General features: G+C 43.3%; 18 protein-coding genes and 1 pseudogene. 13 read left to right on the forward strand and 6 right to left on the reverse strand.

The genetic code is table 11. The features are described 5' to 3' along the window. Positions 1-295: 295 nt before the first annotated feature. Positions 296-1,729 (forward strand): L,D-transpeptidase family protein, encoded by a 1,434-nt coding sequence (locus JMW90_RS01535; RefSeq protein WP_201561365.1) that lies wholly within the window; start codon positions 296-298, stop codon positions 1,727-1,729. Between the two features lie 221 nt (positions 1,730-1,950). Here JMW90_RS01535 and JMW90_RS01540 read toward each other — a convergent pair whose 3' ends face one another. Then, the gene (locus JMW90_RS01540) at positions 1,951-2,163 is read right to left on the reverse strand and encodes a hypothetical protein (protein WP_201561366.1); all 213 of its coding nucleotides are present in this window, start codon (positions 2,161-2,163) and stop codon (positions 1,951-1,953) included. A gap of 597 nt (positions 2,164-2,760) precedes the next feature. On the opposite strand from JMW90_RS01540, the gene alaS reads away from it, so the two are divergent. The 4 genes and pseudogenes from alaS (at position 2,761) to JMW90_RS01560 (ending at position 8,206) form a co-directional block, all read left to right on the forward strand. Continuing rightward, positions 2,761-5,433, forward strand: a complete 2,673-nt coding sequence (alaS, locus tag JMW90_RS01545; protein WP_201561367.1) for an alanine--tRNA ligase — start codon at positions 2,761-2,763, stop codon at positions 5,431-5,433. Between the two features lie 334 nt (positions 5,434-5,767). Further along, positions 5,768-7,054, forward strand: coding sequence for an aspartate kinase (locus JMW90_RS01550; protein WP_201561368.1), 1,287 nt, complete (start codon positions 5,768-5,770; stop codon positions 7,052-7,054). Positions 7,055-7,493: 439 nt separating this feature from the next. Continuing rightward, a pseudogene (csrA, locus tag JMW90_RS01555) lies at positions 7,494-7,661 on the forward strand (carbon storage regulator CsrA); the annotation flags it as partial. 170 nt (positions 7,662-7,831) lie between these two features. Continuing rightward, positions 7,832-8,206, forward strand: a complete 375-nt coding sequence (locus JMW90_RS01560) for a HopJ type III effector protein (protein WP_201561369.1) — start codon at positions 7,832-7,834, stop codon at positions 8,204-8,206. A gap of 94 nt (positions 8,207-8,300) precedes the next feature. On the opposite strand, the gene JMW90_RS01565 is transcribed toward JMW90_RS01560, so the two are convergent. Continuing rightward, a complete protein-coding gene (locus JMW90_RS01565; protein WP_201561370.1) occupies positions 8,301-8,612 on the reverse strand; it encodes a YeaC family protein in 312 nt (103 codons plus the stop codon). 56 nt (positions 8,613-8,668) lie between these two features. Continuing rightward, a complete protein-coding gene (locus JMW90_RS01570; RefSeq protein ID WP_227691824.1) occupies positions 8,669-9,673 on the reverse strand; it encodes an NAD(+) kinase in 1,005 nt (334 codons plus the stop codon). A 441-nt stretch (positions 9,674-10,114) separates the two neighbouring features. Here JMW90_RS01570 and JMW90_RS01575 point away from each other — a divergent pair, with 441 nt between their 5' ends. Continuing rightward, on the forward strand, positions 10,115-10,837 hold the full coding sequence (locus JMW90_RS01575) for a Bax inhibitor-1/YccA family protein (protein ID WP_201561372.1): 723 nt from the start codon (positions 10,115-10,117) through the stop codon (positions 10,835-10,837). 87 nt (positions 10,838-10,924) lie between these two features. On the opposite strand, the gene JMW90_RS01580 is transcribed toward JMW90_RS01575, so the two are convergent. Continuing rightward, positions 10,925-13,774 (reverse strand): heavy metal translocating P-type ATPase, encoded by a 2,850-nt coding sequence (locus JMW90_RS01580; protein ID WP_201561373.1) that lies wholly within the window; start codon positions 13,772-13,774, stop codon positions 10,925-10,927. A gap of 359 nt (positions 13,775-14,133) precedes the next feature. Between JMW90_RS01580 and mrcB the strand changes: the two genes are divergently transcribed. The 6 genes from mrcB (at position 14,134) to purH (ending at position 22,418) form a co-directional block, all read left to right on the forward strand. Further along, a complete protein-coding gene (mrcB, locus tag JMW90_RS01585) occupies positions 14,134-16,617 on the forward strand; it encodes a penicillin-binding protein 1B (RefSeq protein WP_201561374.1) in 2,484 nt (827 codons plus the stop codon). Between the two features lie 99 nt (positions 16,618-16,716). Then, positions 16,717-17,580 (forward strand): tetratricopeptide repeat protein, encoded by an 864-nt coding sequence (locus tag JMW90_RS01590; RefSeq protein WP_201561375.1) that lies wholly within the window; start codon positions 16,717-16,719, stop codon positions 17,578-17,580. Positions 17,581-17,832: 252 nt separating this feature from the next. Next, entirely contained in the window at positions 17,833-18,759 is a 927-nt protein-coding gene (prmA, locus tag JMW90_RS01595) for a 50S ribosomal protein L11 methyltransferase (protein ID WP_201561376.1), read from the forward strand. 177 nt (positions 18,760-18,936) lie between these two features. Next, positions 18,937-20,181, forward strand: a complete 1,245-nt coding sequence (locus JMW90_RS01600; protein WP_201561377.1) for a zinc-ribbon and DUF3426 domain-containing protein — start codon at positions 18,937-18,939, stop codon at positions 20,179-20,181. Between the two features lie 197 nt (positions 20,182-20,378). Further along, positions 20,379-20,639, forward strand: coding sequence for a helix-turn-helix domain-containing protein (locus JMW90_RS01605; protein ID WP_201561483.1), 261 nt, complete (start codon positions 20,379-20,381; stop codon positions 20,637-20,639). Positions 20,640-20,840: 201 nt separating this feature from the next. Further along, entirely contained in the window at positions 20,841-22,418 is a 1,578-nt protein-coding gene (gene purH, locus JMW90_RS01610; RefSeq protein ID WP_201561378.1) for a bifunctional phosphoribosylaminoimidazolecarboxamide formyltransferase/IMP cyclohydrolase, read from the forward strand. Positions 22,419-22,681: 263 nt separating this feature from the next. Here purH and JMW90_RS01615 read toward each other — a convergent pair whose 3' ends face one another. Together JMW90_RS01615 and JMW90_RS01620 are read right to left on the reverse strand one after the other, a co-directional pair. Beyond that, positions 22,682-24,556 (reverse strand): SurA N-terminal domain-containing protein, encoded by a 1,875-nt coding sequence (locus JMW90_RS01615; protein ID WP_201561379.1) that lies wholly within the window; start codon positions 24,554-24,556, stop codon positions 22,682-22,684. A 394-nt stretch (positions 24,557-24,950) separates the two neighbouring features. Further along, positions 24,951-25,223: an HU family DNA-binding protein gene (locus JMW90_RS01620; RefSeq protein ID WP_068404475.1), complete on the reverse strand. Its 273-nt coding sequence runs from the start codon at positions 25,221-25,223 to the stop codon at positions 24,951-24,953. Between the two features lie 509 nt (positions 25,224-25,732). Here JMW90_RS01620 and JMW90_RS01625 point away from each other — a divergent pair. After that, the gene (locus JMW90_RS01625) at positions 25,733-26,380 is read left to right on the forward strand and encodes a hypothetical protein (RefSeq protein WP_201561380.1); all 648 of its coding nucleotides are present in this window, start codon (positions 25,733-25,735) and stop codon (positions 26,378-26,380) included. Positions 26,381-26,773: the final 393 nt, after the last annotated feature.

The raw sequence follows: 26,773 nt of genomic DNA on the forward strand, positions 1-26,773 counted from the left end.
TTATTAAATAAAAATCTCGTTCCACATTATAGACGGAAACAAGATGATGCGCCAACGACTGTGTTTTTTACTTCAACAGAATGTACATCAGTGTTCAGAAGTAAGTAGCGCAGGGCTTTAACAGAACGGTAAAAAGGATGATTTAGCATAGCCATATATCACTACCTTAAAGCTCATAACGTATTGTGGTAACTGTTGATTGAGTGGAAAAGGGAGCCCTAGCCTGACTCAACTCTTGCTTAATTGTATTGAATACGTCAACCGTTGACGTTTGGCAAGTCTTAAACAAAAAAATATGTGTCAAAAGTTTGCGAAGCATCTAAATTATGCGCATAATAGCTCCATTAGCAGCCACCACAAGTGTTCAAAAATTATGAAAATAAAGCCTCTTATCACCGCTATATCTATCGCTGTTGTTAGTGCCAGTGTCAGCACGTTTGCCGCTCCCACTGATAATACACGCACCTTGCCTGTACGCTCAGCTGACGCGCTTCCTAGTATTGCTCAGAAAGTTAGCCTTAATGTACAGGAAAGTCGCAGTAGCTCAATTGATTCTCGTGCGAGCGTTAAGCTAGATGCTAATACAGCCAAGCCAGCTGATCGTATGACTCAGCTGATTGACGAAAAGCAGCAAGCAGAAGAAAATACAGCCCCAGCGGCAGTCAATGCTGATAACATGACCGTAGAAGAGCTGTCTCGTAAAGATGAGCAATCTGATAGTACTGACGATATTAGCGAAGGTCAAGCGGTCTCAGCACCTAGCTCTAGCGCAGCTGATAGCGCAGCGGATGCTTCTATCAAAAGTATCGCCGATATTGATGGTAAAAAACACACCACGCTTAACTTATCCAATTATGCCAAGCAAGTAAACGGTGCCACATGGACACCGAATATGAAAGTTAACTCAGCGATGACCATCAGAATGCAGGCATTATTGGATTGGAACCACGCCTCTCCTGGCGCTATTGATGGCGGCTGGGGCATGAACAGTAAAAAAGCGCTTATCAATTTCCAAACCATGAAAGGCTTGCCAGCAAACGGTAAAATGGATCAAAAAACATGGGATGCTTTAAATAAAAATATCCCAGCCAATAAGCCGGTGCTCGTGACTTATACTATTACTGAAGATGACGTTAATACTAACTTTGCCACCACGCCTGCAGGCTCAGAAGCAAAGTCAAAAATGAAAGGCTTGTATTATCAAGATATCAAAGAGCTGTTTGGTGAACGCTTCCATATGGATGTGCGTTACCTAGATAAGCTTAATAAAAATAAGCAATATAAAGCCGGTGAAACCATCACCGTCTTGAATACACGCGCACCACTCAAGCAGCGTATTAACCGTGTGGTCGCTAACAAGGCCGATAAAACCCTATATGCTTATAACGATGATAAGCTGGTTGCCACCTATCCAACGACCATAGGTAGTGACAGCACGCCATCACCACAAGGCACGTTTAAAATCGTTAATAAAGTAAAAATGCCGTGGTATAAAGCGACCGTCGGTGAAGGCGCAGATAAAAAAGTACATATGTTGCCGCCAGGACCAAACAGTCCCGTAGGTGTGGTATGGATGGGCTTATCAAAACCTTCTTATGGTCTACATGGCTCACCGAAGCCTGAAGGTATCAGCCGTCAAGCATCTGCTGGCTGTGTACGTTTGACCAACTGGGACGTATTAGAGGTTTATGCCAATATCGAAAATGGCGCAACCGTTGAGCTAAAATAGTTCATTGGAATGAATAAAAAAAGACCTTGATCATTGCATCAAGGTCTTTTTTTTGCCAAATTTAAATCCTTTTTCTGCTTAAACAACTGCTATTAAGACCCAATAAAAAAACAGTGCTTCTTTAGGCACTGTTTTTTTTATGACAGATTTTCATAGCATGCAAGGTTATCACGTTAAGCAACATTTATTATTATCATTAGCGCTATCGTCTTATCTCAAAATTATACTTTATATCCTTCTTCATTACCTGTAATGCTACCGACTTTTTTGGTGAAGAATAATGCTGAAGGGACAGACAGTATGATACCTGCTATTACCGCTATTTGAATGTGCAGGATTTGGTTGTGTCCGGTTACCAATGCTGCAATCATAAACACACCGATAGTGACCGTTGCTGCTATTGAATAGATGACAGAGAATAGTGGCCAGTTCATGATATATTCCTTAATTTTTTTGTGGGTATAGCTATTTTATACACTAAATCCACACAAATAGTAAGTATTTTCATATAGACGCTCAGCCCATTTATAGCAAGTGATTGATAATTAAAACCCTGTTATAGTTATTGATTTATATTGCGACCTTTTATCCTTTACAAATTGACGTTTTTTGGTCAATTTTATGCTTATAGTCAGATGAAAATAAAAATGTTATGACAATTTAAACGCGCTATTGGTATAAATTTTACTGGCGTGCTGCGTTCCCAGAGGCTGCGTAAAATTCATACCAATAGCGCTATAACACTTTTGTAATACACTCACTATTCACTATATTAACTTCTGAATTTCATTAGAATAAACCTATAATTTTGACTCAAAAAACTTCATTGTTACCGTCATAATCAAAGTACTCAACTATTAAAATCAATCGACTATTAAGAATGATAGAAGTAATTTACTCAAAACCAATGAGCTGCCTTTACCATTCGTTTATTCATGAATCTTCAACACCCTTGGCACGTTTGTGCTAAAATCGCTTGCAAAATTATTTTACTTATTCTATTAAATATTATCCGTCAGTAAGGAGCCGCTGTGAGCCAGCCATTTCGCTCAGCCGATATTCGTCAAGCTTTTATCGATTTTTTCATAAGCAAGCAGCACACCCCCGTCGCCTCATCGAGTCTGATTCCGCACAATGACCCGACATTGCTATTTACCAATGCCGGTATGAATCAATTTAAAGAGACCTTTTTGGGTATGGAGCCACGCGACTATAGCCGCGCAGTGTCTTCACAAAAATGCGTGCGTGCTGGCGGCAAGCATAATGATTTGGATAACGTTGGCTATACCGCGCGCCATCATACTTTCTTTGAGATGCTTGGTAACTTCTCTTTTGGCGATTACTTTAAGCAAGCAGGTATTGGCTATATTTGGGAGTTTTTGACATCTGATGAGTGGCTGGCGATTGATAAAGACCGCTTGTATGTGACCATTTATGAAACCGATGACGAAGCTTTTGATATTTGGCATAAAGATATCGGTATCCCTAGCGATCGTATTATCCGTATTGGTGATAATAAAGGCGCACCTTACGCCTCAGACAACTTTTGGACGATGGGTGATACCGGCCCTTGTGGTCCTTGTACTGAAGTCTTTTATGACCATGGCGCTCATATCGAAGGCGGCCTACCGGGCACGCCAGAAGAAGATGGTGACCGTTATATCGAGATTTGGAACTGCGTCTTTATGCAGTTTAACCGTCAAAAAGACGGCACTATGCTACCGCTACCGGCACCAAGCGTTGACACTGGCATGGGTCTTGAGCGTATCAGTGCCATCATGCAGGGCGTACACGGTAACTATGAGATAGATTTATTTGTTCATCTTATGGATGCAGCCGCTGAAATTTTAGGTATTGAAAATCAGCAACAATCATCGCTAAAAGTCATTGCTGACCATATTCGTGCTGTTTCATTTTTGATTGCTGATGGTGTCACGCCAAGTAATGAAGGTCGTGGTTATGTACTACGCCGCGTGATTCGCCGTGCCGTACGTCATGGCAACAAGCTTGGCGCGGATAGTGATTTCTTTTATAAGATGGTTGCGCCTTTAGTTGCTGAGATGGGCGTCGCCTATCCTGAGCTAAAAGACAAACAAAGCGTAATTGAAAACGCCATTCAAAAAGAAGAAACACAGTTTGCCAAAACGCTAGCGCAAGGTTTACGCTTGCTTGCTAGCGAACTTGAAGGTCTAAAAGAAGGCAATGTGCTCTCTGGTGAGGCAGCCTTTAAGCTTTATGATACTTACGGCTTCCCGCTTGATCTGACCGCTGATATCACTCGTGAGCGCGGTATTGTGATTGATGAAGCTGAGTTTGATGAGCATATGCAAGCACAGCGTGAACGCGCCCGTGATGCGGGCAAATTCGATGTCGATTATAGCAGTGTCATTCAAGTACAGAACCCAACGACCTTTATCGGTTATGAGCAGCTTGAACAAGAAGGCGTAACGATTGATGCCCTTTATCAAGATGGCAATTCTATCGATGGCTTAGTTGAGGGTATGGAAGGTGTGGTTGTCCTTGACCGTACGCCGTTTTATGCTGAAGGTGGTGGTCAAGTTGGTGAGCTGGGTGAAATTCGCACTGCTACTGGCGTCTTTGAAGTGCAAGACACCAAAAAATCTGGGCAAGCCATTATTCATTATGGCGTGGTCACCATGGGTGAGATTAATAGCAAGCAAACAGCTGACGCACAAGTGCTCTCTAGCATCCGTGCTGCCAGTGCCAAAAATCACTCTGCTACTCACTTATTACATGCGGCATTGAGAGAAGTATTGGGTGATGAGGTCGCGCAAAAAGGCTCATTGGTATCAAGCGACGTCTTACGTTTCGACTTCTCGTATGACAAGCCAGTCAATGCCGCTGAAATCAGCCGTATCGAGCGCTTAGTCAATGAGCAAATTCAAGCCAATACTCCTGCCCGCATCGAAAATATGTCTATTGATGAAGCGATGAAGCAAGGCGCCATGGCATTGTTTGGTGAAAAGTATGGCAATGACGTTCGCGTGCTTACCATGGGCACAGACAACATCATAGATGGTCAGCGTAAGCCCTTCTCTATTGAGCTATGCGGTGGCCTACATGTACAGCGTACGGGTGATATTGGTGTCTTAAAAATCACTAGCGAATCTGGTATTGCCGCTGGTATCCGCCGTATTGAAGCTGTCACTGGCATGAATGCGATTAAAAACATTCAGCAAAGCGAGCAGCAACTGAGCGAGCTTGCCAGTCAGCTAAAAGTGAAACGCCCAGAGGTTGCACAGCGTGTCCGTACCATGGCTGATAAGCAGCGTGAGTTAGAGAAGCAGTTAGAACGCTTAGAGCAAAAAATCGCCAGCGCCCAAGCAGCCAATTTACTTGATGAGGTACAAACCATCGCTGGTACGCCGGTACTTATCAGCACCTTAAGCGGTGTCGATGGTAAATCTATCCGTACGTTGATGGACGATATAAAATCCAAACTACCAGATAGCGTGATTATCTTGATTGGCGATAAAGATGAGCAGTTGGCACTAGCCGCAAACGTCGCCAAATCGGTGACTGATCGCATAAAAGCCGGCGACATCATTCGTCATTTGGCAGGCGAGCTTGGCGGTAAAGGTGGCGGTAAACCTGACTATGCACAGGGCGGCGCGCCAAAGTCTAATAATAGCGCTGCTGTTATCGCCGCTATACCTGCTTGGGTTGCAGCTCAGCTTGATTAAGCATTAAGCTGAGTACAATACAGCTTTGTCGTACGTAGAGTCTGTGATTGGTTATAATAGTTATAACCAATTGCCATGTATCTAACGTCTACTGATACTTAAAGTTATGACGCTAATATGATATAAAGGTCAACGCTTAGGCTTATCTCAGCATACGAAGTCTATTGGTATAATCAGACAGTAAACCATCAAAAAGTAAAACAAAGGGCGCAGTTCTTATAATCCGGCTTTATCGTTATTAAAATTAATCTGGCACTGAATTTATAAATAGTGCCATGACAGATTGATGTCTCTAAATAACAGATAACCATTGGTGAATAATAGGTAGATTTTTATGGCGTTAATAGTACAAAAATACGGCGGCACCTCGATGGGTAGTATAGACCGCATCAAAAACGTCGCCAAACGAGTCAAACGCTGGCATGATAATGGTCATCAAGTGGTCGTTGTCGTCTCTGCCATGAGCGGTGAAACCAACCGTTTGATTGATTTAGCACGCCAAATCAGCAGCCAGCCCGATGCTCGCGAATATGACCAGATGGTCTCAACTGGTGAGCAGGTTTCTATCTCACTGCTTGCCATGGCGATTAAAGAGCTTGGCATTGGTGCCCGCTCATTCACCGGTCGTCAGGTCGCTATTAAAACCGATAGCGCCCACAATAAAGCGCGTATCGAAAGCATCGATGATAAAAACATCCGCGCGCAGCTAGATGCAGGCAACGTCGTTATAGTCGCAGGCTTTCAAGGTATTGATGAAGAAGGCAATGCGACGACGTTAGGGCGCGGCGGCTCTGATACGACAGGCGTAGCGATTGCCGCGGCTTTAGGCGCTGATGAATGCCAAATCTATACCGATGTCGATGGCGTCTATACCACTGACCCTCGCGTCACCTCAAAAGCCAAAAAACTTGAAAAGATTACCTTTGAAGAGATGCTCGAGATGGCAAGTCTTGGCTCTAAGATTTTGCAGATTCGCTCAGTAGAATTCGCTGGCAAATACGGCGTACCGCTGCGCGTATTATCTAGCTTTGATGAAAACAACGATGGTAGTTTCGACCAAGAATTTCAAGACAATGTCGGCACCCTAATTACGATAGACGAAGGAGACAATATGGAACAGGCAATCATCTCAGGTATCGCTTTTAATCGAGACGAAGCAAAAATCGTCGTACGTGGTGTCCCTGATCACCCTGGTATCGCTTCTGCTATCCTCAGCCCTATTGGCCGCGCGAATATCGAAATTGACATGATAGTACAAAACCTATCAACCAATGGCATGACCGATTTTACCTTTACCGTCAATCGTACTGACATGGAAAAAACCATGAAAGTATTAGAAAACGAAGTCAAAGATGAGATCGGTGCCAAGGAAATATTGTCTAATGATGAAGTCGTTAAAGTCTCTTTAGTCGGCGTCGGTATGCGCTCGCACGCGGGTGTTGCAAGCCTCATGTTTCAAACCCTTGCCGAAAACAACATCAATATTCAAATGATCTCAACCAGTGAAATCAAAGTGTCTGTTCTTATCCAAGAGCAGTATCTGGAAAAAGCGGTAAGATCACTGCATACTGCCTTTGGTCTTGATCGCGCGGACGGTGAAAGCAAAATCGCTGGTTTATAAGAATGCGCTGATAAAAACTTTGCTAAAGCCGTATAAAAATAACAGGCTTTAATACTTGTTCAATAAATGGCGATTTATCATTTTCAATAATGCTTTCTTAATCAGTAATACTTTTTTAATCAATAGTGCTTATTTAAATAGGGTCTTAATAAGACCCTATTTTGTTTTTTTATTATTGCTGAGGTTATTATAAAACCAATAGTTTTGTGAAAACCCGTGACAGTATCTATTATGCCCCCTATAATGAAGCTTTCATTTGGGCTAAATGAATTTATCTATCATTATCGCTATTAGCATCCTATTTTAGGTAACATTTATAAAGCAATGTTTATCGCATTTACTTTATAACCGCTGCCTATTTTGTGCGGCGATAATGTCCGTAATTGAGACGCAATCTGATGAGTAATAATCTGTTGACGCGACATAAGGAGTGTGACGCATGTTAATTTTGACACGCCGCGTGGGCGAAACGCTAATGATTGGCGACGAGGTCAGTGTGACTGTCCTAGGTGTCAAAGGCAATCAAGTACGTATCGGCGTTGATGCGCCTAAAGATATTGCCGTACACCGCGAAGAAATTTATCAGCGCATTCAACATGAGCGCACGGTACAGTCGCAAATGCAGCATCTTGAGCAAGGCAGCTTTGCGCCATCCTTTGATGACGAAGACTATTTTAATCGCTAATCTGTTAGCTTCATATCTAACTATCAATAATCATTAAGCGTGTATCAAGCACGCTAGTTTTGTCTTTTAAACAGCTTTGAGGTCATTTATTTATGAGTATCCGCCAATCAGACGTATCGGCTCTACTTAATGGTTTGAATAAAAAAGCCATTGGATTCAATGATGTCATCAGCTTTATTGATGATTTTTATCGTTATGCGCCAGCGCCTTTTGTTAATGGCATGGCACATAATGCTGCTGGTGAAAACGAAGGCAGCGCAAAGATTTTTGGTTTTGCAAAGCACCATGGCTTAAATCAATTAGATACCCTAAAGTTATTTGGTGAACATTACCACACAGTCCAAGCAACCCCTAAAGGGATTGATCATCCCAATATTCGTAATTTTTTACATTGGGGCTGGCAAGGGTTTTTGATGGAAAAGAATCCATTAACACTGCGCCCTAGCGTAGATACCAGTACGCTTTAATGGTTTATGATTGACGATTATAAAAAAGCCACGCTATGCTGATAGCGTGGCTTTTTTTATGCTTCATTTTTTATCAGTGACTTTAGGCATCAGCCTATTTATCGCGAAACTTAACAGGCTGTACCGCGCCTTTGGGGTTTGGCATATTGGGATAGTGATGCTCATGTTCGACATCACATTCAGTGCCAACGACAGAACCATCGTCTCTGATCGGCTTATGAATATAGCCTGTCCGCTCAGCAGGTGCTAGATGCTCGTGCTCCCATACCATCACGGCTTGCATACAGGTCTCGCGCTGTTCAGCAGTCAGCTTACGACCGTCTTGCCATTTGCCAAGCTCAATCGCCATACGAAACTTATCGACTACTTCAGGTGTTAGGCTTGCTAATATCGTTTGTTTATCCATCGTACCTACTCTCCACTACTATTTTTTTATATCACATTTTTGTCTAACAAAGACGTTTATTCGTCGTCCATAATATCATCATCAACATCGAGACTGAATTCCTCAGTATGCACATTCCAGTGCAACTTCGTCCGGCACGCTTCATAAAAATCAAACCCTGGCGGATGTAACAAGGTTAATTTATCAGGATGTTTACGAATATATAGGCGCTGCTCTTGCTCAAGCGGTGTGCTTGGTTTACCGTCAGCACTGACCATCGGCTGAGTGCGGTTATCCTCGTGGATACGGATACAAATCTCGCTGGTGCCACTGACCACAATAGGGCGACTAGACAGCGTATGCGGGTGCATAGGCACCAAACATATTGCATCCATGCTCGGATGGATGATAGGACCACCACCAGAAAGCGCATAAGCCGTCGAGCCCGTCGGTGTTGCGACAATAAGACCATCACTGTGCTGCCGATAAACATCATGCCCATCGATTTTCATCTGAAAATCAATCATATGGACAGACTTACCAGCATGCAACACCACATCATTGAGTGCCATATCTTCATGAATAATCTTACGACCTTCACGAATCTCCATCGTCAGCAAAAACCTGTGATCTAACTGATAATCACCCATCAGTACCTGGCGTAACTTGAAGGCGGCTTCATCAGGTTTGACATCGGCTAAAAAACCAAGGCGACCACGGTTGACGCCCAATACAGGAACACGATAGCGTGCCAGTGCTTCAGCGGCATGCAATATAGAGCCATCACCACCAACCACGATAACCAAATCGCAAATCTCGCCAATAAGGCTACGCTTCACGATTTTAACCCTTTCGATTTCAGCGAGATTCAATGTTGGCAAGTTCGCAGTTTGCACATCCATAATCAACGTGAGATTCAAATCGTTGACGGTCTGAGCAATCTGTACAAGGCTCTGGATCACGCTACGCTTTCCGGCACGACCCATCAAGCCAATACGGCGAAAGGCAGGGTTTTTGATAGCGTGGAACAGCTCTGACTCATGTAAGTGCGGCAATCTTGCTGACTGCGCTGAGTTTTCCATAAATTGACTCGTCATGACGGTAAATTACAGAGCAATGATAGCGAGAAATAAGCGCTTAGACTAGCCTGTTTGTGAATTATCGTTGTTAACGGTCGTAATTGACCCCATATAAAAACCAATATACGCTGTTTTAGCCGTGTCTATTTAGCTACTTAATATCCGTCTATAGTCAGTCCTAAATAAAAGAAATACAAATGTTATCAATCATTACTGGGGTTCATTTTTCTTGCTTGCTGTGGCTACGCAGACAGAGGATGCGAATAATTAACCCCAGTAGCTCTGTACTCTTTTAAAAGTGGATCAACTATATTGAAGGCTTGCATGCAATTTAGTGATCGCGTAACGCCTTTTAAGCGGTCACGTAAACACAATTGACAATAATCGTGGTTTTGTTAAAGTAGCTGACATCTCTATTATTGTTATTTTATTGAGGACAACTTTATGGCCAATCCTATTGTCAGTCGTGCAGAGCTTGCCGTCGGTGGCGCGCCGATGACGGTTAAGGGCGTGATTCAAAAAACCAGTTTATTGCTTGGGTTATCCGCTATTACGGGTATTGGATTTTTCTTTTATGCACTAATGGCAGGTTTATCGCAAGGTTTTATCACGATGGCCGCCTTTGGTAGTATGTTTGCTGCTTTTGGCTTGGCAATTTTTATCACCTTTAAACCACAAAAAGCCAAAACCTTCGCCGTTCCTTATGCACTTTTGGAAGGTATATTTTTAGGTGGTATCTCTCTGTTCTTTATGAGAATGTACCCAAGCGTACCAGTCACTGCGATGTGTGCAACGTTTGTGACAGCAGCGGTTATGCTGGGGCTATATCGCTCAGGTTTGGTAAAAGTTACAGAAAAATTCCGCTCAATTGTGACCTCAGCATTGATTGCCATCATGCTGGTTTATGTGGTGCAGTGGGTGCTTTCTTTAGCATTTGGTTCAAGCCTACCTTTCTTATTTGAAGGGGGCGCTATTGCTATTGGTTTTAGCTTGTTTGTGATTATTATCGCCTCTTTTACGCTGTTATTAGACTTTGATAATATCGAGCGCGGTGTTGCGATGGGTGTCTCAGAAGACTACGAATGGTTATTCAGTATTGGTCTTCTTGCAACGCTAGTATGGATGTATATCGAGTTTATGCGTCTGCTAAGCTATCTACAAGACTAATCTAAACACTGTTTAAAACTTACTCATAAAAAAACCGTCTTTTATAAAGGTGGTTTTTTTATGGGGCAAACTAATGACTTATTTAAATTAAGCTCGCTTGAGACGCAGCGCATTTAATACCACAAACAGTGAGCTTAATGACATACCAATAGCAGCCAACCAAGGTGGCACATAACCCAAAGCCGCTGGTATCAAGACACTACTGTTATAAATAAGTGCCCAACGCAAATTTTGCTTGATAATACGTTTCGTTTTATCAGCGATACGTTTTGCAGCAATAATAGCTTCGATTTGTCCGTTTAAGATAATACTATCGCTCGATACCTGCGCTAAATCTGCTGCACCGGCAATCGAGGTTGAAACGTCTGCCGCTGCCAATACTGGGGCGTCATTGATACCATCACCAACCATCAATACCACTGCCCCTTGAGCTTGTAGCTGCTGAATATGATTGACCTTGTCCATTGGCGATAAACCGTTATAGGCTGACTGCATGCCCAAATTCTTAGCCATCTCCAATGCTTGCGAACTTGGGTCACCTGTGAGCATGATAGGCTCAATACCTAGTGCTTTAAGGCTATCGAGCATCGACTGTGCGCTATCACGTACCTTATCATTAAAATAAAAACATGCCAGTGCTTGCCACGTTATTGATTCATCCTTTTGACAAGACAAGACCACTGCTGAGCTGGCTCGCTCGGCAACTAGATCAATCATTAAGTCGTTATCCACATTGGCAACATTATTCATTTTGTCTAAAGCAAAATCCACATGACCAATGCGATATAACACGCCATCAATCATAGCTTCTACGCCACCTACCGGATAATGCTGCAACACTTGCGTCGCTGGCAGATGCAGTTGATAGGCAGCGGTCAGTAACGCATGCGCAATAGGATGACGACTGCCCACCTCTAACGCCGCCGCAATGGCTAATAGACTGTCCTTTTCATCATTTGTGTCTGTTGTCATATCATTTGCTGCTAATAGCTCAATATTTAATAAATTGGGTTTACCATAGGTCAATGTTCCCGTTTTATCAAAAGCCACATGGGTAATCTCAGCGAGCGTTTGCAGCGTATGCCCGCGCGTGGTTAAAAAGCCATAACTTGCTAATCGGTTGGTCGATACAGTGAGCGCAATTGGTGTCGCTAAGGAGAGCGCACAAGGACATGTCGCGACCAATACCGCAACCGTTGCCCAAACCGCTTGGCTTGGGTCAACGATATACCAGCCAATAAATACCAAAACAGACAACACTAAAATGCGCGCAACAAACCAACGTGCCAGCTTATCTGCTTGCTGCGCCAGTTTTGGCTTTTCACTCATTGCCCGATTCATCAGCCTGTCAATCAGACCGATTTGGCTATCCTCTGGCAGCGCTGTGACCAGCATCTCAAACGGCTGACTGTCGTTTTGTGCGCCGCCAACGATATAATCGCCCTGAGCCTTACTGATTAAATCGCCTTCACCCGTTAGTAAACTTTGCGATATAGTTGCGCTTGGACTAAGTAAAATACCATCACTGATAATCTCAGAACCTGCCTCAACCATGATGATGTCACCCACTTGCAAGCTATGAGCGGTCACCATCTGCTTTTCTTTTGCCTCATCTTTTGTATTTGTGATAGTTAATCGTTGCTGGCGAGTCTGCTGCCAATCTTGAGCAATACGCGATGTTAATGTAAAGATATTAGCATCCATACTTTGCGTAAAGTTGGGCGTAGCGCTCGCTGTATTTTGACTGTTTGGCTTATTACTAATCCCGTTAACAGCCCCACTCACAGATACATCGCCAAGCTGATTAGTGGACTCTGCGCTTTCTTGTTTAAGCGCATTTCTATGAGCACTGTTTTGCTCCAATAACTGCAAAATACTTTCAGCTGCGTCTTTATCTTCAGCGATTTTCTGTACCAAAACCGGCTCAACGACCACCAAATCATTTGCCATGGTTGCCGCTTTTAGCCGCGCATTGTGCTCAATATAACGCCCTGCGAGCAAGAAGAAAATAAACATACTGACTGAGTCGTAGTACGTCTCCCCTTGCCCAGTAATGGTGGCAAACAGACTGGCAGAGAAAGTGACAATCAAGGCAATACTAACGGGCACATCCATATTGACTTGGCGGGCACGAATCGCTGACCATGCTGACGTAAAAAACGGCATACCGGCATAAAAGAATACTGGCGTACTGACGAATAAAGACACCCAGCGCAGAAAATCGCGCTGAAATATCAGCATATCGCTGTATTCACCAAAATAAATAGCCACGGCATACATCATTGCTTGCATAGAGCCAAGCGCCGCAATGCCAAGCCGGATAAGCATCTGATTATTATGACGTGCTAGCATAGCCTCGTGAGTGTCTTGCCGATAAGGCTTGGCTTCATAACCGATTTCATTAATGACGGCTAAAATACGGCTAATCGGTAGCTTGCTCTCATCCCATATCACGCGCATACGTTGATTGGTCAAATTGACCTGACATTTATCAATACCCTCTAACTCATCAAGCCGCGATTCAATCAGCCACGTACAAGCGGCGCAGCGCAAATTATTGACCGACAACTCTGCCACTGACATACCGTCTTGGACGTAGACGAACTGTGATTTTATTTCATCATGGTCGTAAGCCTCAAGGCGGGTCATTTGCGTTGGCAGGCTTGCCGTACGGTTAATCTCTGAGCGATCAAGATAATATTGCTCAAGCCCCGCCTCAACGATGCTTTGTGAGGCCAACTGACAACCCATACAGCACATCTCACGCGATTGACCCAATATATTGCTATAAAATGGCGGCTGCGGCACGGGATCACCGCAATGAAAACAGTGACCTGCTAGCGGTAGTACTAGACCGTCAATAATAGAGTTGTCCTGATAATGAGTGTTTGTATTTAATGGCGGTATTGGTGACATAGGAGATGGCATACTGGACATAATCGCACTTATTTCCTTTAGACAAAACATTGAGTGAATGACTTCAAATCAAAGCTCTATCATCTGATCTACTCGATAGCGAGGAAACCACTATATTGAATGGCTATTGTATTAGGATATGTGGCACTAATCTTTATTCTTATTTAAAAAATATACCGCTACGGTGATAAAAAGTGGCGGATACTTTCAAATAACCATCATTGCTTTTATAAAGATTATACTATAAGCACAGGCTCTCAGCAGTATAACTCCTTAGTGCTGAGAGCAAATGAATGCCTGCGTTGACGATGATAGATTGAAAAATTTGTCAATTTGCGTCATTATGAGGCAGTTTTTTATCCCAAAATGGTGTGTCATCAGTGCAAAAATCTCATTCTAAGCAACCACAGTCCTCTAAGCCTGCTATCAATACGCTACCTTCCCAGCAGCGCGGCATGGTGTTTAGTAGTATTTTATTAATTGTTGTCATCGCTGGTATGGTGCTATTGGCACTGTATTTGGTCAAACTTGATCGCACCATTACTCACAAGTTTGAGGGGAAACGCTGGGATATTCCTGCCAAGGTTTATTCGCAGCCGCTTGAATTGTATCAAGGTGCCAACGTCGATAAAGACACGATGAAGAAGTGGCTTGAATTACTCAATTATCAAAGCGATAAAGCCTATGATCGCACAGGTACTTATCATAAATCTGGCAATACCTATTTTATTCATACGCGTGGGTTTACTTATAGCGCCAACGATATAGACCAAGAGCAAGTCATCAAAATGACTATTGCTGGTGATAAGATTGAGTCAGTACAAAGTACTGTGGCGGCGAAAACCGGTATTATCCGTCTTGAGCCGGTGAATATCGGCGGTATTTACCCTGATAGCAATGAAGACCGTATGGTTGTCTCGTTAGATGAGGTACCGCAGCCGCTTATTGATGCATTGATCGCGACAGAAGATCGGGGTTTTTATGAGCATAAAGGGGTATCGATACGCGGTATTGCTCGTGCGGTGATCAATAACTTCTCTGGTGGCTCACGTCAAGGTGGCTCGACCATCACCCAGCAGCTGATTAAAAACTTTTATCTCAATTCAGACCGTACGATGAAGCGCAAAGCCAATGAAGCCTTGATGGCAGTACTACTTGAGCTGCATTATAGTAAAGATGAGATTTTGCAGGCCTATCTCAACGAGATTTATTTGGGTCAAAACGGCAAACGCTCTATCAATGGTTTTGGTTTGGCATCACAATTTTATTTTGATAAGCCGCTCAATGAGCTGCGCCTAGATCAACAAGCGCTGCTTGTCGGTATGGCAAAAGGACCGAGCGTTTATAACCCACGCCGTCATCCAAACGATTCAAAAGCGCGCCGTGACGTTGTACTTAGCAATATGTTGGCCGTCGGCTCCCTGAGTCAAGAAGACTACGATAAGGCATTAAAAAACTCACTTGGGGTGGTTGATAAGCCGGTTGAAGGTAAAAGCCAGTTCCCCGACTTTTTAGACATCGTTAAGCGTGAATTAAATAAAGTTTATTACTCTGATGACCTCAAAAACGAAGGTCTAATTATCATCAGTACGATGGACCCTATTGCCCAGCTGGCAGCGGACAAAGCAGTTGAGAGAAAACTTGGCGAGCTACGCCGTAGTGGTAGCAAAACCAAGGATTTACAAGGGGCGCTGGTCAGTGCCAATCCTGAAACCGGTGAGCTGGTTTCTGTTGTCGGTAGCGGCAGCGAGTTTACTGGCTTTAACCGTGCGGTCGATGCCAAACGCCAAGTAGGCTCATTATTAAAGCCGATTATTTATATGACCGCTCTCGAAAGTGGTCGCTATAATTTGGCAAGCTCAGTCGATGACTCCCCGATTACGGTCAGTCTGAGTGATGGTACCGAGTGGAATCCTAAAAACTATGACAATCGTGACCATGGCTACATACCTTTTACCACCGCCCTGTCGCAATCGTATAACCATAGTGCCGTACGCTTAGGCATGGAATTTGGAGTCGACACCTTTGCCAAGCAATTAAAACGCATGGGTGTGAAAGAAAAAATACCCCCTTATCCTGCGGCATTATTGGGCTCAGTCAATCTAAGCCCGATGGACATGCTTGGTGTCTATCAAATCTTTGCAACGGGCGGTTTCCGTACGCCTATTCATAGTATCCGTAGTGTGATTGATGAGCGCGGTAGTATCCTACAGCGCACGGGGTTAAATACTCAGCGCAGTATTCCGCCTGAGACCAACTTTCTGATTAACTATGCGCTGCAAGACGTCGTCAAAAACGGTACAGCTAGACGCGTGCAATCGCTTGGTAGCCATCTAAATCTTGCGGGCAAAACAGGTACCACCAATGATTACCGCGATGCGTGGTTTGCCGGTTATAGTGGTAACTATGTCAGCGTGGTTTGGGTTGGACGTGATGACAATAAGCCTATTGGGCTTAGCGGCGGTAGCGGTGCTTTGCCAGTTTGGGTCGATTATATGAATCGTCTAAAACTGACACCTGTTGCATTGCCCGAGCCAGAAGGTATCGAATGGCTGTGGTTAGAGAACAACTCAGGCAAGCTGTCAAATGAGCGCTGTGCCAGCGCACGCTACTTGCCTGTTATGTCAGCATATTTGCCACAAGAAGCCAGCAGTTGTGCGATTGGCTTATACCAACAGGATCGTGCGCGCGAGCAAATGCAGTGGCAAAATCAGCAAGGCGACATCAATAAGCAACGTCGCCGTGAAGGATTAGACATTCCAGATGGTGAAGCCATTGATAATGGCAGCAATGATGCCGAGCAAGACGGTGATACACCCAATCGTGTAGATACTTGGTACGACCGTGCCGTTGAATGGTTTTAGTGAACTGCTTCTATTTCAGTCGTAATAGCTAAATGTTTGACTTTACATGGTAGTAGCTGAACGATTTTAATATTTTTAAAACTTAAAAAGGGTTTTAATATGGCGTTACCTATATTGCAAGCGTTCTTGACTCGGCAGACGCGCGGAACTCACTCCAAAAAACGGTCAAATTATAGCTATAAAGCACTTTTAATCAGTGCTTGTTTTGGCATGCTGAGCTTAAGTGCTTGCCAGACCACACCGACTTCGATGAAAACGCCTTCTACTCAAACCTTACCAGCAAGCAGTAGCCAAAAGCCTACACAACCCACAACAGTGACGCAAACCCCTAGCATTGATCACAGTGGTTATGAAAGTATTGAGAGCACTGACGTTGCTAAGACGGATGACCATTATCCTGTCGAGCCTTATCGACCACCTGTATCGCTAGAGTCACCAACGGAATTGGTAAAAGAAAACCCCACTGTAATCGTGGTACCTAATCAAAGCACAAGTCAAACTCCGATAGTCACTCAGCCTGATACGGTGATACTCGCGCCTACTCGTGAAGATGACGTGATATATGCGCCATCCATCCCGTCGCACAATGAGCTATTGGAACGTGCGCGCCATAACTCGCAGCGCAGTCAGAGAACCACCACCAATAATAACAACTTGCCCGCCTTTCGTAACCTCATGCAAGTGGGTACTGAGCAATTAAAGGCAGGCAATTTAAATGGCGCTGAGAGTAGCTTTACCCGAGCTCAGCGCCTAGCGCCCAAATCATCAGCGGTATACTTTTATCTTGCGCAAGTGGCGCTCAAAAAAAACCAGCCGCGTAAGGCTGAAGCAATGGGACGGCGTGGTCTTAGTGTTTCTCAAGACAGTAGTCGCCGCCGTGCGCTATGGCAAATTATCCTGCAATCAGGACAAGCTCAAGGTAATGCACGGGTGATAAGAGAAGCCAAACAAGCATTACGCTAATATAGTCAGTGAAAAGTAATATCGACACATTATGTACTGCTGGTATCAATTTTTCTTGCTTGCTGTGCCCATGCAGACAGAGGCTGCAAAAAATTTGTACCAGCAGTACCGTAGCGTTTTTAGAGTATTTTAACTATAGCACTATCTTTTTGATTGACCATGACGACTGACTGTATAAGCGCTAAAATGGGCTTATACAGTCAGTCGTTCATTTTTATTATCCATTTTTTATTTTGAAATAAGGTTACTTTTATGGCATGGCAACAACTGCACTTACAGTGTGAAAAAGACAATGTCGATCTCGCTGAAGCGCTATTATTAGAAGCAGGCGCGCTATCTATTGCACTTGATGATGCAGGCGACCAACCTTTATTTGAGCCACTTCCTGGTGAATCACCACTATGGGATGAGGTAATTTTAACAGGGCTCTTCGATGCCACGACAGAGACTGGAACTCGTGATGTTATCGAGCAGCTCAGTCATGAGATTGCAGCGCAAGTACACGCAAGCCGTGCTTGGGTAAGCTCTGTCGATGACAAAGATTGGGAACGTGAATGGATGTCTAATTACAAGCCTATTGAGTGCGCCAATGACTTATGGATTGTGCCTAATTGGCTGACACCGCCCAAGCCTGAAGCGACCAATATCATCATGGATCCAGGCTTGGCATTTGGTACTGGCTACCATGCGACCACTCGACTATGTCTTGATTGGCTGACGGAACAAAACCTTAAAGATAAAGTCGTGATAGATTATGGCTGCGGCTCAGGAATATTGGGTATTGCTGCCTTATTATTAGGCGCGCGCCATGTTTATGCGGTGGATATTGACCCGCAAGCGATACTGGCAACCAATCAAAATGCGGCACGTAACTCGGTCGATAATCGTTTGCAAGCTTTTTTACCAGAGGACTTTAAAACCTTTTGGCAACAGCAAAATATAGCACCTGTAGAAGTGATGGTTGCCAATATTTTAGCCAAGCCTCTGATAGGTCTAGCGCCTTATTTTGTCACCTTAATGGCACCAAAAAGCCGAATCGTGCTTGCCGGTTTAATTGAGTCACAAACTGAGCAAGTGACTGTAGCCTATCAGCCTTATTTTGCGCTTGATCCTAAACATGCCTTTACTGCACAAGAAGATCAGCATTGGCAGCGATTGTCTGGTACATTTACAGGCTAGCAACATTAAATTACATCTGTTACGATAGAGTAGTAGTTAAATGTTGTATATTTGACGCTACTCTAGAGTTGCCTGTGGGTTATGATCTAAAAATACTTTGATGATATTGAAGTAATTGGCAGCGGTTGGTGAGTGGCTATACGGTATTCCTATTTATACCTTTTTGGATTCGACCCTATGACCACACCCATCAAAACCCAATGTCCCCATTGTCATACTATTTTTAATATAAAACATACTCAGCTCAATCAAAAAACCGCGACTGTCTGCTGTGAACATTGTCAGCAAATTTTTTTGGTGAATAACAATCTTATTGTCACGGCTGATATAGACAATAATCGAAAATTGACAGGTGCAGAAGCCTATAGCGATCATGATGAGCGAACTAATACCACAACCTCTCATACCACACACTCTACCTTATCTACTGCAAACGCAGATGATGCAGATATCCTAATTCATGACGATATGATTCATGACGACATGGATATTGAGGCGCCTTATGATAAGAGTCTAGAATACGATTCACTAGACAGTATGGATGCTTGGCTCACTCAAGCTACTGATAACAATAATAATGCCACTCCAAGCGAGATATCACAAAAAAACACTGCTAAAAAATTAGACAAACATTCAGATGTGTCCACTGATTTATTTGAAACAACCTCTACCTCGGCTACCGCTTCAAACCGATCTCATTCATCGGCAAAAATCGCTTTAAGCTCAACGGCGGCTAACAGTATTCATGCCAATATTGATGATAAGGCGGATGAATCGTGGCTCGAAAAACTGCTTAAAGAACAAAATTCCAGCGAAGATACCCCAACCAATGATACTGATTTATCGCAGTTACTCCTCAGTATGGGCGTCGATTTCAAAGAGGAAGACCGTAGTAAGGCGGCGCATGCCAAAAGGCTACAAGCACAAGCCAAATTTTCACCAATGCCGTCCCGTCGTTCAGCTGCCTCTTTGTTGTGGATATTTGGCTGTCTGGTATTAACACTGCTCCTTTTCGCTCAGTATGTTATTTTCAACTTAAATAACTTGGTCAAAAATCCTGCCTATGCTGAACGCTTGCAGACGATATGTACGATTGCTGCTTGTAGTCTGCCTAGTGCTGACTTAACGGCTTTGACCATGAGCGACATCAGGTACCGAGCCAGTCGAATAAACAGTGCAGCCGATTCTAGTGATATTAGCGCTACTCTAAACAACCAAAGCCTACAAGCGCAGTTATATCCTCATATAAAGGTCAGTGTTTATGGTGCAAATGCGCTTATTGGCGAGTTTATTGCATCGCCAGATGAATATCTAGCGAGTACGCAAAGCCAACTTGCTGCCAGTGGTGAGAAACAGCTACTCTTTACGATACCGGTTACTAATACTCAAATCACCAAAGTCGTCATCCATCCTATTTACTGATGTTCGCTGATTGATATTAAGAAGATGATCGCTGCTGACTTTGATATAATAGCTGACAAGAGCCTCATGGTTTTACTCTTTAACCCCAAGGACATTATCTTATGGCACCACAGGCACAGTATAATGCCAGTCATGTTAACAAAAGCGCTGGTAATCCTGATTATTATAGAGAGGACTACCATCACTCAATCCGCAATGTGGAATCTGCTTTAGATCACACAGGTCATGCACATGAGCCGTTACGGATACATGTTGAACGCGTGGTGCGTCAATATTTTGCGATGTTAGGTGACGAGATACCAACCGACTTATATGAGCTAATTTTAAAAGAGATAGAACAGCCTCTCATATCTGTTGTGCTTGAAAAAAGCCGCGGCAACCAAACCAAGTGTGCGCAGATTTTAGGTCTAAATCGCGGTACACTACGCAAAAAGCTCAAAATATATGGTTTAATGTAATACTATAAATAGTACTTTTAATAAGTCTCATTCATTAATAAGTACCGACAATCCTATTTATGACACGCTCACCTACCCTAACTGATACTATGTATGGCAGTTTATAGTTTATGATCTTATCACTCACGATATGCTCTATACTGATTGTCATTGTTACCTTGCCAGACGTTTACGTCAGGCTTTTTTTATGGAAGTTTTTTTATGAGTAAAGCCCCACTTGCACTATTGTCAGTCTCCGATAAATCTAATATCGTTGAATTCGCTCAAGGCTTAATTCAAGCAGGTTTTGGTCTGTTATCGACTGGCGGTACTTTCCGTCTGCTCACCGAGCACAATGTCGCTGTCACCGAAGTATCAGATTACACCAGCTTTCCTGAGATGATGGATGGTCGGGTTAAAACACTACATCCTAAGATTCATGGTGGCATTTTGGGACGCCGCGGTACAGATGATGCGGTGATGGGTGAGCACGCGATTGAGCGCATTGATTTGGTTGTTGTCAATCTCTATCCATTTGCAGAAACGATTGCACGTAGTGACGTTACCATGAATGATGCCATCGAAAATATCGATATTGGCGGACCTACGATGGTACGTTCAGCGGCGAAAAATCATGCGCATGTTGGTATTGTGACTGATCCAGCTGATTACACGCGCGTACTTGATGCCTTGGATGGCACTAAGCTGACCCATGCCTTACGCTATGACTTAGCGGTTAAAGCCTTTGAGCATACGGCACAATACGACGGGATGATTGCCAACTTCTTAGGCAGCCGTGTTAATGAGAATCAAGAGCCAGAAGATTTTTCACGCACCTTTAACGTTCAGCTAGAAAAAGTGCAAGACCTGCGCTATGGTGAAAACCCGCATCAAAAGGCGGCGTTCTATGTTGAAAATAATTCTTCAAAAAGCAAGCAAGCCTCTATTGCGACCGCTCAGCAATTACAAGGCAAAGCATTATCTTATAACAATATCGCTGATACCGATGCCGCGCTTGAGTGTGTTAAAGCTTTTAGCACCCCTGCCTGCGTGATTGTTAAGCATGCCAATCCTTGTGGCGTTGCTGTCGATGCCGATCAAGTAGCGGCATACCTTACTGCCTTTAGTACTGATCCTGAGTCTTCTTTTGGCGGTATCATTGCGTTTAACCGTCCGTTGACACTGGCTGCTGCTAAAGCTATTATCGATAATCAATTTGTTGAAGTCATCATTGCCCCAAGTATTGAAGACGGTGTACTTGAGGCAACAGCCAGCAAGAAAAACGTGCGCGTCTTGGTTTGCGGTGACTTGCCAGCACCTGAGCTACGTGACCGTCAGCTTGACTATAAGCGTGTCAATGGTGGCTTACTAGTGCAAGAGCAAGATCTAGGTTTAATTACCGCTAATGACTTAAAAATCGTCACAGACGTACAACCAACCGAAGCACAAATTGCTGACTTACTGTTTAGCTGGAATGTTGCCAAATACGTCAAATCTAACGCCATCGTTTACGCCAAAGATCAGCGTACCATCGGTGTTGGCGCAGGTCAGATGAGCCGCGTTAACTCAGCCCGTATCGCTGCTATTAAAGCGGAGCACGCTGGACTTGCGACCGAAGGCGCGGTTATGGCATCTGATGCCTTCTTCCCGTTCCGTGACGGTATCGACAATGCGGCACAAGTAGGGATTGCAGCGATTATCCAGCCGGGTGGCTCTATGCGTGATGATGAAACCATTGCCGCGGCAAATGAGCATGGTATCGCCATGGTCTTCACCGGTATGCGTCATTTCCGCCATTAATTCGTTATAGTCAAAATACTCTAGAAACGCTACGGTACTGCTGGTACAAATTTTTTGTAGCCTCTGTCTGCGTAGGCACAGCAAGCAAGAAAAATTGATACCAGCAGTACATAATGTGTCGATATTACTTTTCGTTGACTATATCAAGCACGTTCAGTATTAAAAATGCTTACCCTTAAATCAAAAAAAGCCACTGTATGATGACAGTGGCTTTTTTTATATTTCAAAATAGATGTATTTAGAATGGAGAGCTTATAAAGTGCTTATCGCCCTTGTGCATTTTCCATATTGGCCTTATTAATCTCAACCTTGTAAACCATACGCAAATAGTCTAAGTAATCTTGCAGCTGATCTTGACCTAGATTATCACGAATAATAGCCGCAGTTTGCGCTCTTTGTTCTGCAGATAATGGCGATTGCTGGTCTGTTTTGATACGATCACCAACCAATACGGTTGCACCCATCTCTGTTTTGCTTGCCACGGCAACCACAGCCTTCTCAGATGCTTGCTTACTAAACGCTAAGCCGCGCTCTTTTTCCGTCAATTGCGTGGTCTGACGGTTGACTTCACCAAGTGCCTGAAACGTTACTGCCTGCTTATTGATATCGGCAGTCGTTTTGATGCCGGCGGCAAGTTTTTTCGCATCATTTAATGCTAAATCACTGGCTTTTTGCTGACGCAGTAGCTGCGTAATTCTAGGGGTTGCAGCAGATAAAGACAGTGTTTTGGTCGGACGATAGTTACTTGGCTGTACCCAGACTGTGCCGTTACCAACCTCGATACCTGCTGTGACCGCTTGATCTTGAATGGTGAACTCATCAAACGCTTGCTTAATCACGGCTGGCTGCGCTAGAACAGATTTATTGTTCTCTTTGCGGTAATCTTTAAGACGTTTTAATGACACATTTTCTTGCTGAGCGATATCTTCAATACTAAACCCATCTGCAGCCAAATCGTTAATTGCCGTTACTTTGTCAGCGTAGATTTCTTGACGCTTGTACTCTTTTGCTTTGGCAGTTAACTCATCACGCATACTCTCAAGGCTTGGTATTTTTTTACCATTATCTTCAGTCACCGTAAATATCTGATAACCAAAGCTGGTCTTCACCGGTACGCTGACATCACCTACACTCAAGCCTTCTAACGCTTTCTCTACCGCAGCAGCGTCATTGCCAAATACCGACGGATTAAAGCGTCCGATATCACCGCCTGTTTCCCCTGATGGGTCATCTGACTCTGTCTTAGCAACCTTTGCAAAAGCTTCACCTTTGGCAAGACGCGCTTTGATCTTATCAGCACGCGCTTTGGCATCGTTACCAGTCAATAAGATTTGGCTGATCTTACGCTCATCGACGACGGCAAGGCTTTGCTTATAGGCTTCATATTGCTGCTGCAAATCCTCTTTAGTGACCTCGTTTACTTGGATAGTCTGAGGGCTAAGCTGCAAGTAAGCCAAATCGACCATAGCAGCACTTTTTAGCGTGTCCTTATTGGCATCATAATACGCTTGGATGTCGTTTTTACTCAATTTAACTTTTGACACATAATCTTGCCAGTTAAAACGATGTAGCCAAATATTGCGCGACTCTAGCTGTAAATCAATCAGCTGGCTGACCGCTTTCATCGGATAGGCAGCAGTACCAACGATACTGGCATTCAGCTGATCTAAGCTCAACTGATTGCGGAACTCATCAAACAGCTGGGTTTTTGTCATATTACGTTGACGTAAAAAGCTTGCAAACTGATCATTTGAAAACTCACCATCTGCACCTTTAAAGATCTCTTCTTGGCGCAAAAGACGATTGATGGTGTCATCAGAGACGGTCATGCCAAGCTTGCCAGCCTGCTGCTCTAGCAAGGTGCGATCAATCAGACCTTTTAACACCTGCTCATGTAGCACATCTTCATTTAATAAACTGGCATCATCAACTTGGTCCAAAAGCTCAGTACGGCGATTGTTTACCGCAGTCTGATACTCTGATAGGCCGATACTCGCGTCCCCTACCTGAGCGATCTGATTGGGATCGACATTACCCCCAAAGTAGCTCTCGACGCCCAATAGAGCGAGCGGCGATAGGCATAAAATCAATAAAATGCGACCCGGCCAGCTTTTTAAAAAATCGCGCAATTTATCCATAGTTATCTCTGCTTTATTAACCTATATTGATGAAAAACCATTGTAATACTATTAATAATATCAACGCTCTACAAGCTGGCAATGGTAAGAAAATGGTAAAACTAACAAGGGGTGCATTTTATTATGGTCGCTCAAGGTGGATAACACCGTCTTGATTCGAACAACATCTCTATCGCGCGCCCTATGATACGTGATTTTTGATGCAGACTCAAAATATTCAGGCGATATAATACAAACTATAGCACTAAAAAAAGCACCTAATATCTAGGTGCTTTTTTGATGAGTCGCTCATAGCTGTTATGAGGTGTCACCTTTTATTGCTTTATCATCAACAAACGCAGTTTTTATTCGTGTATCACGTCATAAGCTGCGACTGTCTTTAAATAGATACAGCTTAGTTCAAGCGCTCTTTTAGGTTTTTACCAGCTTTAAAGCTTGGTACTTTGCTGGCTGGGATGCTTAGCTCTTCACCAGTCTTAGGGTTACGGCCAGTACGTGCTTTACGATCTTTTACGCTAAAAGTACCAAAACCAACCAGTGAGATGCTATCGCCTGCTTCTAGAGCTTCGCCAACGCTTTCCATAACGGCATTCAATGCTTCGCCAGCTTGGGTTTTATTTAGACCACTTTTCTCAGCAATGCTATCAATTAATTCTGACTTATTCATAAAATTTCCTTCAAGTTTTAGGGGGTAAAAAAATGCTCACGCCAAGCATTGTATCGCTCTCAGAGTACTTAAGCAATAAAAACCACTTGGCTCATATATAAACAGGTTTTGCTTTGTTATCGTCTTTATAGCAAGGCAACATAAGGAGCGCAAGCAATTTTACATATTTTTGTGCACTCTACAACCTATTTGACACCCAATGTTACCTAAACCTGCTGCAATATTTTAATAATAGCGCTATTTTATCTTTTGATTTATCTCTGAGCTTTTCTAGATTGGAGGCGTATCTAGATATTGGTTTTTATCCACGATAAATACTACTAGCAAGGGTTAACACAGTAAATAAAAGAATTATTGTCAGGTAATAATTTTGCAACTGACAGAAACCCGCGTTACTTTTTATCATAAAGGCGTTACTATAAGCGCAATGTCATTGCATACTTTGGATCAGTTTTGATCCTTACTTATCTTTTTATGTTTCATTCGAACAATAAAAACGGATTATTTACATGAAGCGTTCTACGTTGTCTCACTCTTTTCTTAATGTCATTTTGGTGTTTATCGAATCGGCGCTGACCCTATTGTTACGTTTAGATCCAGAACTCCGTAAAGCCGCTTATCCGCTTGCTAAGCAAGAAACTGTCGTTGCGCTTAGATTATATCTGCCACACGTAGAGGTGTTCGCCACCTTTAGTACCAAAGGCGTGTTATTGGACGACAGGCTACCTATTGGTCGCAGTGAGCCTGACGTCGTTATCAACGCTTACAGCATTCAGGTCATTAATGCCATCACCACTCACGATAGCGAAAGCACTGAAAAGCTGCAAATGCGCGGTGAAACAGTACAGGTTCAGCTGGTTAAGCAATTTATCATGCAACTTGGTTTCGGCAGCTTGATTCAAGGCTTGATTAAAAAGATTAAAGGCGGTAAAAGCAAGCCTAAGCCAACCGAAGCGGAAAAGGCGGATAAAAAAGAAAGCTATAAGCTACGTATTAAAGAACAGCAAGTCGAAATTACCACTTTGACCATCAAAAATCGTGAGCTCGAAACCGCTGTCAAAGAGCTACAAAGCAAACAAAAAACTTTTATTATTACAACGATCATCGCTTCAATCATTGCTCTTGCTGCCATTATTGCACTGTTTGTGATGAATTAATGTTCAAAAAATAATCTGATGTATCAATAAATTTTCAAAACATCTTTTAATAATGTCTCTTAATAGCGTTTGATATGACATATCGTCTATCAAGCGCTTTTTTCGTTGTATCTCCAGCCATTGTTTTTATCAATCACCGTCATTAATATCACTAACCATTCAACCACACTTTAATCTTGACTAAATTACTCGGGATTGAGTATAATTACCTTATCGTTGCACACATCGGGTAAACCATCTGTTGTTTAATAACGATAAAACATACTTGGTCGATAGATGATTTTTCTTATTAGCAGCACAGCTCTTTATATGTGATTGTCTGCCTCTTAAACATCTGACAGAACTAAGATCGTTGTTAAATAAAATTGTCCTTAAAAAGTTTGGAGATAACAC

The organism is Psychrobacter glacincola, assembly GCF_904846215.1.
Taxonomy (GTDB): domain Bacteria; phylum Pseudomonadota; class Gammaproteobacteria; order Pseudomonadales; family Moraxellaceae; genus Psychrobacter; species Psychrobacter glacincola.